This is a genomic window from Streptomyces arenae (genome assembly GCF_022343545.1).
Classification (GTDB): Bacteria; Actinomycetota; Actinomycetes; order Streptomycetales; family Streptomycetaceae; genus Streptomyces; species Streptomyces humi.
Genome location: NZ_JAKQYH010000073.1, coordinates 129,948 through 142,405, shown reverse-complemented (window position 1 = coordinate 142,405; position 12,458 = coordinate 129,948). Strand labels below are relative to the sequence as shown.

Sequence of the window (12,458 nt, the reverse complement as noted above, 5' to 3'; positions counted from 1 at the left end):
CCGGGGCCGGTCAGGCGCCGGACACCGAGTCGAACGGCACCTGCCCCCGCGGGATCCCGCGCGCGTCCGCGTCCACCGAGCGGCGCAGCGCCTCGTGCAGCTTGGCCGGGGTGAGCACACCGAGGAACCGCGAACCGTCCAGGACGGCGACCCACCCGGCGTCGTGCTGGAGCATCACACCGAACGCCTGCTTCAGCGGGGCGCCGACCGGTACCCAGGCGGTCATCCGGTGGGCGAGCGCGCGGACCTGGCCGCCCGCCGCCAACTCGTCCAGACCGACCCAGCCGTGCAGATCGCCGTCCGCGTCGAGTACCACGGCCCACCGGGCACCCAGGCCGCGCATCCGCACGGCGGCGCCCCCGGCGGACTCGTCCGGCCGGACGACCGGCGGCTGCTCCAGGTCGTCCGGCTCGACGGCGGTCACCGACAGCCGCTTGAGCCCCCGGTCGGCGCCCACGAACTCGGCGACGTACGGCGTGGCGGGGGTGCCGAGCACCGCGCCGGGCGTGTCGAACTGCTCGATGCGTCCCTGCCCGTACACCGCGATCCGGTCGCCGAGCCGCACCGCCTCCTCGATGTCGTGCGTGACCAGCAGCACCGTCTTGCGCACCGCGGCCTGCATCCGCAGGAACTCGTCCTGCAACTGCGCCCGTACCACCGGGTCGACCGCGCCGAACGGCTCGTCCATCAGCAGCACCGGCGGATCGGCGGCCAGCGCCCGCGCCACGCCGACCCGCTGCCGCTGACCGCCGGAGAGCTGGTCCGGGTAGCGGGCCCCGTACGTCCCGGGGTCCAGGCCCACCAGATCCAGCAACTCGGCCGCGCGGGCCCGGGCCTTCGCCCGTCTCCAGCCGAGCAGGGCCGGGACGGTGGCGGTGTTGTCGAGGACCGTGCGGTGCGGGAACAGCCCCACCTGCTGGATGACGTAGCCGATCCGGCGCCGCAGCCGCACCGGGTCGACCGTGGCGACGTCCTCGTCGTCGACGAGGATCCGGCCCGAGGTCGGTTCGATGAGCCGGTTCACCATCATCATCGTGGTGGTCTTGCCGCAGCCGGACGGGCCGACGAGCGTCACGAGCTCACCCTCGGCCACCTCGAAGGACAGGCCGTCCACGGCGGTCGTGCCGTCCGGATACCGCTTGGAGACCTGCTCGAACCGGATCATGCCCCTCACGCTAGCCGCGGCCGTTCCGGGACGCTCGGCTCCGTTTTTGAAAAGTTTCAATCCGATCTACCGGTGGCCTTCCTGCCCCTGGCTGGATCCCACGGGTGTCGGAGGCTGTGAAAAATTCTCCCTGTTCCCGCCATCGACACGTCTCACAAGGGCAACTATCTTCATCCGTCGATCGATCTGAATCGATACAACTCCGACCGGCCGAAGGGATGACGGCATGACAGACGGAGTATCCAGGGACGATCACGACGGGGTCCGGCGCAGGACCCTTCTCACCACCGCGCTCGGGGCCGTCCCGGTGCTGAGGGCGGGCGGTCCCGGCCCGGCCTCAGCCGCTGCCCCGGCCGCCGGCGATGCCGTGACCGGGCTGACGGTCGAGCACCGCACCGACCCGCTCGGCGTGGACGCGCGGCGCCCGCGCTTCGGCTGGCGCACCGCCTCCCCGGTCCGTGGCCGCCGCCAGACGGCCTACCGGATCCGGGTCACCGAAGCCGGCGCGCCCGTCTGGGACAGCGGCCGGGTCCCCGCGGCCGACTCCGTCGCCGTACCGTACGGCGGCCCGGACCTCACCGCCGCCACCCGCTACGACTGGACGGTGACGGTCTGGCACGAGGACGGCCGCGCCACCACCTCCCGCCCGGCCCGCTTCGAGACCGGACTGCTGAGCACCGACGGTGTCACCGGCTGGGACGGCGCCCGCTGGATCGGCATGGCGGGCAAGCGTCCGGGCAGCGCGGGCGCCCCGCTGCTGCGCCGCCAGAGCGCCCTCACCGGCCGCACGGTGGCCGCGGCCCGGCTCTACGTCTCGGCCCTCGGCGTCTACACCGCCCACGTCAACGGCCGACGGGTCACCGTGCCCCAAGGAGGCGGCAGCACAACCGAGTTGCTGGCCCCCGGCTGGACCAACTACGACAGCCGGATCAGCTACCTCAGCTACGACGTCACCCACCTGGTCGCGGGCGAACGGCAGGTCACCCTGGCCGCCGTGCTCGGCAACGGGTGGTACAACAGCCGGGTCTCGGACGGCAGCACCTACTACTCAGCGGACGGCAACTCCCTCGCCCTCAAGGCCAAGTTGCTGATCCGGTACGCCGACGGCAGCACCCAGTCCGTCGTCACCGAACCGGTCGACGCCTGGCGTGCCACCGACACCGGCCCCTACCGCGCCGACGACATCTACGACGGCCAGACCTACGACGCCCGCCGGGAACTGCCCGGCTGGACCGCGAACGGCTTCGACACCTCCGGCTGGTCGGCCGTCGAACCCAGCGCGTACCCGGCGCGGTTCCCCGACGCGCAACTCGTCGCCTACCCCGGGGAGAGCGCCCGGCTGATGCCCGAGTGGGACCGCAGTCCGCACTCCGTCACCGTGTACACCGGCGTGACCGGCGACGGCAGGGGGCGGATCGTCGTCGACCCTGCCCGGACCGTCACCGACCCGGCGCAGGCCGCCACCGCGACCGTCACCCTCGCCCCCGGCGAGACCGCGGTCTTCGACCTGGGACAGAACATGGTCGGCGTCCCCCGCTACACGCTGCGCGGCCCGGCCGGCACCGAAGTCACCTTCCGCTTCGGCGAGATGCTCAACGACTCCAGCGCGGGCGCCGACGGCCCGGCCGGCTCCCTGTACCGGGCCAACCTGCGCACCGCGAAGGCCACCAGCACCTACGTCCTCAAGGGCGACCCCGCCGGCGAGACCCACGAGGACTCGCTCACCTTCTACGGCTTCCGCCACGCCTCCGTCACCGCCACCGAACGGATCACCGTCACCTCCCTCACCGGCCGGGTCGCCACCTCCGCGATCCGCGACACCGGGGCGATCGGCACCGACGACGACACCGTCAACCAGCTGATCAGCAACGTGCGCTGGGGTCAGCGCGGCAACTACTTCTGGATCCCCACCGACTGCCCCCAGCGCGACGAACGGCTCGGCTGGACCGGCGACACCCAGCTTTTCGCGGGCACCGGCCTCTACAACGCCGACGCGGTCAACTTCCTCAGCCACTTCACCGACAACCTCAACGACTCCCAGCGGATCTACGGCCTGGACGGCGCCCAGTTCACCTGGGTCGCGCCCGGCAACCGGTACAACCAGCCGGTGGCGGCGAGCGGCTGGGCCGACTGCGGGGTGGTCGTGCCCTGGACGGTCTGGCAGATGTCCGGCGACCGCACGGTCATCGACCGCTGCTGGCCGGTGATGACGAAGTACCTGGACTGGATCCAGCGCAGGACCGGCGACACCTACGCGGGGCAGGGCGCCGTCTTCGGCGACTGGCTCGCCTTCCAGATCACCAGCACCCAGCTGATGAGCGACGTCTACTACGGCCACAGCGCCCGCCTGATGGCCGACATGGCCCGCGCCACCGGCCGCACCGACGAAGCCGGCGCCTACGAGCGGCTGTTCGCCCACATCAAGCGGGCGTTCATCATCAAGTACCTGGCCACCGACGCCGGCACCGGCGAGCTCACGCTCCGCTCCAGCCTCGGCGACCCACCGCCCTGGACCCCCGGCAACAGCGCGGGCAGGACCGAGGACAACGCCCAGACCGCCCTGCTCTGGGTCCTCAAGCTCGGCTTCCACGACACCGAGGCGCAGCGCCGCCAACTGGTCGCCCTGCTCGCCGCCAACATCGGCAACGACGCGGCCTACAAGGCGGCCCACCCCGACAGCACCCGCGTCGACTACCCCGAGAACACCCTCTCCGTCGGCTTCCTCGGCGTGAACGTCCTCGCCCCCGTCCTCACCGACGAGGGCCACGCCGACCTCGCCTACCGGCTCCTCCACCAGGACGCCATGCCGTCCTGGCTGTTCTCGGTGAAGAACGGCGCCACCACCGTCTGGGAGCGCTGGAACTCCTACTCCGAGGCCGACGGCTTCGGCCCGGTCGAGATGAACTCCTTCAACCACTACTCGTACGGCGCGATCATGGAGTGGATGTACGAGTCCATGGCGGGCATCGCCAAGGACCCGGCCCACCCCGGCTTCAAGCACTTCCTGCTCCGGCCGCACCTCGACCCGACCGGGAAGATCACCCAGGTCTCCGGTTCGTACCGGTCGCCGTACGGTGAGATCGTCAGCGCATGGCGGGTGACGGACCGCCGGCTCGCCTACCGGGCCGTGGTACCGGCGAACAGCACCGCCACCCTGCGCATCCCCACGGCCGACCCGGGGACCGTCCGCGAGGGCCGCACCCCGCTCTCCCGGGTGCCCGGCGTGACCTACGAGGGATTCGCGGACGGCGTCGCGTCGTACGGACTGCCGTCCGGGCACTACGAGTTGCTGGCGTCGCTCGGCTGATCGCGGCTGACCAGCAGCACCTCCAGGGTGCGCGGTCCGTGCACCCCCTCGACCCGGTCCAGCTCGATGTCGCTGGTGGCCGAAGGGCCGGAGATCCAGGTCAACGGGCGGGTCGGATCGAGGCGTTCGAGGGCCTGGGGCACGGAGGAGACGACCTGGTCCGGGACCCGGACGACGCAGATGTGGTGGTCCGGGACGAGTGTGATGCGGCGGCGGCCCTGGTCGGGGCCGCCGTCCAGCACGATGGTGCCGGTCTCGGCGATCGCCACCGCGCAGCCCGTGACCACGCTGCCGACCCGGTCGAGCTCCCGCGGAGTGCTCTCCGCCAGGTCGGGGACCTGCAAGGCATCGGTCGCCGCCAGCCACCGCGGCGCGAGACCCGCCGGCACGACCACGGTCCCCGAACCACGCTCGGCGACCAACCGCCCGATCACAGCGGCGAGTTCGGCCTCGGTGCAGCGGTGGACGATCGCCCGGTAGTCGGCGAGGTTCTCGGCGAGCAGTTCCACCGTCTCCTCGACGCTCCGCTCCCCGTGCTCGCGCAGGTACGTCCGCTCGACCGGGCCGTCCTCGCCGTGCACGTCGGCCAGGGCGCGCCGCACCCGGCCGAGGATCCGTTCCCTGCTGCTCACTTGGCGTCACCCTTTCCGCCGCCGGTCCGCTGCCACCAGTCCCGGAAGGGTTCCGCCGGTACGGCGGGCAGGTCCCGGGTCCCGCTCCAGGCCCGGCCGGGACCCGGCAGGGTGCGGGGATGCAGGCGGCGGGTGCGGGAGGCGAGCCGCTGGCCGGTGCGCAGCGCCGCCGGACGGGAGAACGCCCAGCGGGCCGCGCGCATCGCCGCCCGCTCCGCCGCGTGCCCCTTGGCCGGCTTGAGCACCACCTTGTTGCCGTCCCGGACCGCCTCGCCGCCCTCCACCACCCGCTCCCGCAGGTGCACCAGCACCTCGGGGATGTCGATGGCGACCGGGCAGACCTCGTAGCAGGCTCCGCAGAGCGAGGAGGCGTAGGGCAGCGAGGCGTCGATCTCGCTCGCGGTGCCCCGGAGTTGGGGGGTGAGGATGGCGCCGATGGGGCCGGGGTAGACGGAGCCGTAGGCGTGGCCGCCGGCTCGTTCGTACACCGGGCAGACGTTGAGGCAGGCGGAGCAGCGGATGCAGCGCAGGGCCTGGCGGCCCACCTCGTCGGCGAGGGTGTCGGTGCGGCCGTTGTCGAGGAGGACCAGATGGAAGGTGCGGGGGCCGTCGCCGTCGGTGGTGCCGGTCCAGGTGGAGGTGTACGGGTTCATCCGCTCCGCGGTCGAGGAGCGGGGCAGGGTCTGGAGGAAGACCTCCAGGTCCTGCCAGCTCGGCACGGTCTTCTCGATGCCGACGACCGAGATCAGCGTCTCGGGGAGGGTCAGGCACATGCGTCCGTTGCCCTCGGACTCGACGACGACCAGGGTGCCGGTCTCGGCGACCATGAAGTTGGCGCCGGAGATACCGACCTTGGCGCGCAGGAACTTCTCCCTGAGGTGCAGGCGGGCCGCCTCGGCCAGTTCGGCGGGAGTGTCGGTCAGCCCGTCGGGGGCCGGGCGCCCCCACTCGCTCATCTCGTTGCGGAAGATGTCCCGGATCTCACCCCGGTTGCGGTGGATCGCCGGTACCAGGATGTGCGAGGGCCGGTCCTTCCCCAACTGCACGATCAGCTCGGCGAGATCGGTCTCGTAGGCCCGGATGCCCTCGGCCTCCAGGGCTTCGTTCAGCCCGATCTCCTGGGTGGCCATCGACTTGACCTTGACGACCTCCGTCTCGCCGGTCTCCTTGACCAGCCGGGTCACGATCCGGTTGGCCTCGTCGGCGTCGGCCGCCCAGTGGACGGTCCCGCCCGCGGCCGTCACCGTCTCCTCCAACTGGACCAGGTAGCGGTCGAGATGACGCAGGGTGTGGTCCTTGATCCGCTTGCCGGCCTCCCGCAGTGCCGCCCAGTCGGACACCTCGGCGACGGCCCTGGCCCGCTTGGCGCGGATGGTGTGGGTCGCGTGACGCAGATTGCCGCGCAGGGTCGGGTTGTTGACGGCCTCGTGCGCGGCCTTCGGAAAGGCCGGCATGCCGACGAATGTTCCGCTCATGCGGCCGGTTCCTCCTCGGTGGCGGCCAGGATCTCCGCGATGTGGACGGGGCGCATCGCGGTCTCCAGGCGCGTCATGGTCCCGCCGATGTGCATCAGGCAGGAGTTGTCGGCCGCGCACAGCACCTCGGCACCGGTCGACTCGGCGTTGCGGACCTTGTCGGTGCCCATGGCCGCCGAGACGTCCGCGTTCTTCACCGCGAACGTGCCGCCGAACCCGCAGCACTCCTCCGCTCCCGGCAGCTCGACCAGCTCCAGTCCCTCGACGGCCTCCAGGAGTCGGCGTGGGCGGTCGCCGAGGCCCAGGCCCCGCAGCCCGTGGCAGGTCGGGTGGTACGTGACCCGATGCGGGTAGTAGGCACCGACGTCCGTCACCCCGAGCACGTCCACCAGGAACTCGGTCAGCTCGTACGTCTTCGGCACCACCGGTGCCAGCGCCGTCGCCAGGCCGCTGCCGCGTCCCTCCGCCCGCGCCCGCTCGCCCATCCGCGGATACAGCTCCCGCACCATCGCCCCGCACGATCCGGACGGGGTCACGATGGCCTCGTACTCACCGAAGACATCGGAGAAATGCCGGGCCAGGGGTTCCGCGTCATGACGGTAACCGGTGTTGTAGTGGGCCTGTCCGCAGCAGGTCTGCGCCATCGGGAAGTCGACCTCGACGCCCAGCCTGGTCAGCAGTTTCACCACGGCGCGACCGGTGTCCGGATAGAGCGTGTCGTTGACACAGGTCAGGAACAGGGCGACACGCATCGCGGCTCCTAGAGGTCGATCATCGGATGAGTGCAGAGTAGTGGGCCGTTGCGGGCGGCGGGAGACCCGGTCACCGGGCGGCGAGTCGGGACTCGGCCGCCGCCCAGCGCGCGGTGTCGCCACGCGGTGTGTACCGGGTCAGCGGCTGGGTGCGGGTGAGCAGCTGCCGCAGGTCGGCGAGATCGCCGACGAGTCCGTGGGTACGGGCCTGTACCAGCACGTTCCCCAGGGCCGCCGCCTCGGTCGCCCCCGCCACCACCGGCAGCCCGCAGGCGTCGGCGGTGAGCTGGCACAGCAGCGCGTTGCGGGTGCCGCCGCCGACGACGTACACCGTGTCCACCGGGTGGTCGGCGAGCCGTTGCGCCGACATGACCGCCCGCCGGTGGGCCAGCGCCAGCGAGTCGAGGATGCACCGGGTGATCTCGGCCCGCGACCCGGGCACCGGCTGCCCGGAGGCCCGGCAGGCTTCGGCGATCCGCTCCGGCATCCGGCCCGGGGCGAGGAACGCGCTGTCCCCCGCGTCCACCACGGAACGCAGCGCCGGCACGGTGGCCGCCTCCCGCAGCAGCCCGCCCAGCTCCGGGTCGCCCCAGGCCCGTACGCACTCCTGGAGCAGCCACAGTCCCATGATGTTGCGCAGGTAGCGGACCGTGTCGTCGAGGCCGAGTTCGTTGGTGAAGTTGGCGGCCCGGCTCTCCTCGGTCAGGACGGGCGCGTCGAGTTCGAGCCCGGCCAGTGACCAGGTGCCGGTGCAGATGTACGCGAACCGTTTCCCGGTGGCCGGTACGGCGGCGACCGCGGAGGCGGTGTCGTGCGAGCCGACGGTGGTCACCGGCACCGGTCCGGTCAGTCCGGTCTCCTCCAGCACCTCGGGCCGCAGCTGTCCGGCCGGGTCGCCGGGCCGGCGCAGCGGCGCGAAGAGTCCCAGGTCGATCCCGAGCCGGTCGGCGACCTCGGTGGACCAGGTGCGGGTGCGGGGGTCGATGAGCTGGGTGGTGGAGGCGTTGGTCAGCTCGGTGCCCTGCTCCCCGGTCAGCCAGTAGGACAGCAGGTCGGGGACGAGCAGCAGCCGTTCGGCGTGCCCGAACTGGGCACTCGCACGCGCCGCCACCAGTTGGTAGAGGGTGTTGAAGGGCGCGTACTGGAGGCCGGTGAGGCCGTACAGCTCCGCCGCCGGCAGCGTCGCCCACACCTTCTCGGCGATGCCGTCGGTGCGGGTGTCGCGGTAGTGGACGGGGTTGCCGAGCAGTGTGCCGTCGGCGTCCAGGAGGCCGTGGTCCACGGCCCAGCTGTCGATGCCGACGGAGTCGACCTGCCCGGCCGTCCGCAGCCCGTCCAGCACCCCGGCGTAGAGGGCGAGGATGTCCCACCGCAGTCCTTCGGGCAGCCGCACGGGACGGTTGGCGAACCGGTGGGCCTCGGTGAGCTCCAGCGAGTCGGGGCCGACGCGGCCGACCATGACGCGTCCGCTGGAGGCGCCCAGGTCGACCGCGGCGTAGGACCTCATCGCGCTCGTCGTGCTCATCGCAGGAACGCGGCCGCGACACCCGCGTCGACGGGGATGTGCAGTCCGGTGGTGTGGGTGAGTTCGCCGCCGGTCAGCGCGAACACGGCGTTCGCCACGTGCTCGGGCAGGACCTCGCGCTTGAGGATGGTCCGCTGCGCGTAGAACTCGCCCAGCTTCGACTCCTCGATGCCGTAGGTCGCGGCTCGCTGGGCGCCCCAGCCGCCGGCGAAGATCCCGGACCCGCGTACCACGCCGTCCGGGTTGACGCCGTTGACGCGGATGCCGTGCTCGCCCAGCTCGGCGGCCAGCAGCCGCACCTGGTGGGCCTGGTCGGCCTTGGTCGCGGAGTAGGCGATGTTGTTGGGCCCGGCGAACACGGCGTTCTTGGAGGCGATGTAGACGATGTCCCCGCCCAGCTTCTGCGCGGTCATGACCCGGGCCGCCTCCCGCGACACCAGGAACGACCCGCGGGCCATGATGTCGTGCTGGAGGTCCCAGTCACGAGCGGTGGTCTCCAGGAGCGGCTTGGAGATCGAGATCCCGGCGTTGTTGACGACGAGATCCACCCCGCCGAAGGCGAGTACCGCGGCCTTGAACGCCTCCGCGATCTGCTCCTCGGACGTCACGTCCACGGTCACGGCGACGGCCTTGTCCGGGCCGCCGAGCTCCTCGGCGACCGCGGCCGCGTTCTCGGCGTTCAGGTCGGCGACGACGACACAGGCGCCCTCGGCCACCAGGCGCTCGGCGATGGCCTTGCCGATCCCGCTGCCGGCGCCGGTGACCAGTGCCACCCGGGTGGCCAGCGCCTTGGGCTTGGGCAGCCGCTGGAGCTTGGCCTCCTCAAGGGCCCAGTACTCGATGCGGAACTTCTCCGACTCCTCGATCGGCGCGTACGTGGACACCGCTTCGGCCCCGCGCATCACGTTGATCGCGTTGACGTAGAACTCGCCGGCCACCCGGGCGGTCTGCTTGTCCTTGCCGAAGCTGAACATGCCGACACCGGGCACCAGCACGATCGCCGGGTCGGCACCGCGCATCGCGGGCGAGTCCGGCAGGGCGTGCCGCCGGTAGTAGGCCGCGTACTCCTCGCGGTAGGCGGCATGCAGTTCCTTCAGCCGCGCCACCGCCTCGTCGAGCGGGACGGCCGGCGGAAGGTCGAGCACCAGCGGCCGTACTTTCGTGCGCAGGAAGTGGTCGGGGCAGGACGTGCCCAGTGCGGCCAGGCGCGGGTGCTCGGCGCGGGCCACGAAGTCGAGGACCGCCTCGGAGTCGTTGAAGTGGCCGACCTGCGGACGGTCCTGCGAGGCGATCGCGCGGATGTACGGCGCGAGGGCCGCGGCCCGCTCCCGCCGCTCGGCCCCGGACAACGCCTCGTACCCCTGGACGACGGGTCCGAAGGGCTCCGGCCGGCCGCGCTCGGCGAGGAAGGCCTCGGCGGTGCGGATGACGTACAGCGAGTTGGCCTCGCACTCCTCAGCGCTCTCGCCCCAGGCGGTGATGCCGTGGCCGCCGAGGACGCAGCCGACCGCCTGCGGGTTGGCAGCCTTGATCGCCGCGATGTCCAGGCCCAGCTGGAAACCGGGCCGCCGCCACGGCACCCACACCACACGGTCCCCGAAACACTCCGCGGTCAGCTTCTCCCCGTCGGCCGCGCACGCCAGCGCGATCCCGGAGTCGGGATGCAGGTGATCGACGTGCGCCGCGTCCACCAGCCCGTGCATGGCGGTGTCGATCGACGGGGCGCCGCCGCCCTTGCCGTGCAGGCAGTAGTCGAACGCGGCGACCATCTCGTCCTCGCGCTCGACACCCGGATAGACCCCGGTGAGCGCCCGCAGCCGGTCCAGCCGCAGCACGGCCAGCCCGCCCTCGGTCAGGGTGCCCAGGTCACCACCGGACCCCTTCACCCACATCAGCTCGACGTCCCCGCCGGTCACGGGATCGCAGGCAGTGCCCTTGGCCGACGTGTTCCCGCCGGCGTAGTTGGTGTTACGGGGATCAGCACCGAGCCGATGAGACCGGGCGAGCAGAGCCGCGGCTTCGGGATGCGTAGTCATGAAGGTTCCTATGGTTCTAGAAGGAGGGGGTACACCGGTGCGTCCCGTCAGGGGCGCGGGGCTGCGTGTGACATGCGGCTACCGCCGCGCGGGCGCGACCGGCCACGACCAGCCCGCCCCCCGCGACGAGACAACTCAAGGCAGACGCTCACGCACCCCACCCGGCCTGCTCCCCGCCCACCCGCTCCGCGACGATCTTCTCGGCCCAGCCGGACCGCCGGTACGCGGCGATCGGGTCCGGGTCCAACCCCATCTCCGCCCGCACCTCACCGAGCAACGGCCGCACATCCGTGTTGTACGCGTCCATCAGCACGGCGTTCGCCTCGAGCACATCCCCGGACCGCTGGGCGGCGGTCAGCGCGTCACGGTCGACGAGGAGCGCCTTCGCCGTCGCCTCCTGGACGTTCATCACCGACCGGATGATCGCCGGGATCTTCGCCTCGATGTTGTGGCACTGGTCCAGCATGAACGCGACCTCGGCGGTGAAGCCGCCGCCCCGGATCACCTCGGACATGATCCGGAACAGCTGGAACGGATCGGCGGCCCCGACCATGAGGTCGTCGTCGGCGTAGAACCGCGAGTTGAAGTCGAACGCGCCGAGCTTCCCCTCCCGCAGCAGCGTGGCGACGATGAACTCGATGTTCGTACCCGGCGCGTGGTGCCCGGTGTCGACCACGACCTGCGCCTTCGGACCCAGCTTCAGACAGTGGGCGTACGCCGTCCCCCAGTCCGGCACGTCGGTCGTGTAGAAGGCGGGCTCGAAGAGCTTGTACTCCAGCAGCATCCGCTGGTCGTCGCCGAGCCGGTCGTACACCTCGGCCAGCCCCTCCGCCAGCCGGTCCTGCCGCGACCGGATGTCGTCCTGCCCGGGGTAGTTCGTGCCGTCCGCGAACCAGAGCTTCAGGTCGCGCGACCCCGTCGCGTCCATGATGTCGACGCATTCCAGCAGGTGGTCCACGGCCTTGCGGCGCACCGCCGCGTCCGGGTGGCAGATGCTGCCGAGCTTGTAGTCGTCGTCCTGGAAGGTGTTGGAGTTGATCGCGCCCAGCTTCACCCCCCGCTCCTCGGCGTGCTTGGCCAGGTCCGCGTATCCGTCGGGGCCGTCCATCTTGTCCCACGGGATGTGCAGCGCCACCGTCGGCGCCACCCCCGTCACCGCGTGGACCTGCGCCGCGTCGTCCAGCTTCTCCTGCGGCGAGCGCGGCACGCCCTGCTGGGCGAACACCTTGAAACGGGTCCCCGAGTTCCCGTACGCCCACGACGGCGTCTCGACGGCCTGGGTCTTCAGCGCGGCCTTCACCGCGGCGGAGTCGGTCACTTCGGAGCTCCTGGGGTACGAATGATGAAACGATTCAGAACGGCAAAGTATGAGGCTTGCGCAGGAGTGTCAAGCGCTCCGGCTCGCCCGGTTTTCCGTGACTCCGCCGTGACCTTCGGCTATCGAAACTTTTTCGACACGGACCCATTGACGTGACATGCCTGTGGTGCCTACGGTCCCGGCAATCCAGTTGAAACCTTTCACGGCGCCGTGGGGTCGGTCGGAACCTTCCCGCCCGGTGTCGTCGA

Annotated in this window: 8 protein-coding genes; 1 reads left to right on the top strand and 7 read right to left on the bottom strand. The window is 71.5% G+C overall.

The window, feature by feature from the left end; genetic code table 11:
• Positions 1 to 10 precede the first annotated feature (10 nt).
• Positions 11 to 1,165: a betaine/proline/choline family ABC transporter ATP-binding protein gene (locus MB828_RS36225; RefSeq protein WP_301651875.1), complete on the bottom strand. Its 1,155-nt coding sequence runs from the start codon at positions 1,163 to 1,165 to the stop codon at positions 11 to 13.
• Between the two features lie 226 nt (positions 1,166 to 1,391).
• Between MB828_RS36225 and MB828_RS36220 the strand changes: the two genes are divergently transcribed.
• The gene (locus MB828_RS36220) at positions 1,392 to 4,472 is read left to right on the top strand and encodes an alpha-L-rhamnosidase (protein ID WP_301651874.1); all 3,081 of its coding nucleotides are present in this window, start codon (positions 1,392 to 1,394) and stop codon (positions 4,470 to 4,472) included.
• On the opposite strand, the gene MB828_RS36215 is transcribed toward MB828_RS36220, so the two are convergent.
• The 6 genes from MB828_RS36215 to rhaI form a co-directional block, all read right to left on the bottom strand.
• Complete coding sequence (locus tag MB828_RS36215) at positions 4,445 to 5,104, bottom strand: LutC/YkgG family protein (protein ID WP_301651873.1); 660 nt, start codon at positions 5,102 to 5,104, stop codon at positions 4,445 to 4,447. The genes MB828_RS36220 and MB828_RS36215 overlap by 28 nt on opposite strands.
• A complete protein-coding gene (locus MB828_RS36210) occupies positions 5,101 to 6,579 on the bottom strand; it encodes a LutB/LldF family L-lactate oxidation iron-sulfur protein (RefSeq protein WP_301651872.1) in 1,479 nt (492 codons plus the stop codon). Before MB828_RS36210 ends, MB828_RS36215 begins: the two co-directional genes overlap by 4 nt.
• Positions 6,576 to 7,331, bottom strand: a complete 756-nt coding sequence (locus MB828_RS36205) for a (Fe-S)-binding protein (RefSeq protein WP_301651871.1) — start codon at positions 7,329 to 7,331, stop codon at positions 6,576 to 6,578. Before MB828_RS36205 ends, MB828_RS36210 begins: the two co-directional genes overlap by 4 nt.
• A gap of 70 nt (positions 7,332 to 7,401) precedes the next feature.
• Positions 7,402 to 8,838 (bottom strand): rhamnulokinase, encoded by a 1,437-nt coding sequence (locus tag MB828_RS36200; RefSeq protein WP_301651950.1) that lies wholly within the window; start codon positions 8,836 to 8,838, stop codon positions 7,402 to 7,404.
• A 14-nt stretch (positions 8,839 to 8,852) separates the two neighbouring features.
• Positions 8,853 to 10,892, bottom strand: coding sequence for a bifunctional aldolase/short-chain dehydrogenase (locus MB828_RS36195; RefSeq protein WP_301651870.1), 2,040 nt, complete (start codon positions 10,890 to 10,892; stop codon positions 8,853 to 8,855).
• Between the two features lie 148 nt (positions 10,893 to 11,040).
• Positions 11,041 to 12,210, bottom strand: a complete 1,170-nt coding sequence (gene rhaI / locus MB828_RS36190; RefSeq protein WP_301651869.1) for an L-rhamnose isomerase — start codon at positions 12,208 to 12,210, stop codon at positions 11,041 to 11,043.
• Positions 12,211 to 12,458 lie beyond the last annotated feature (248 nt).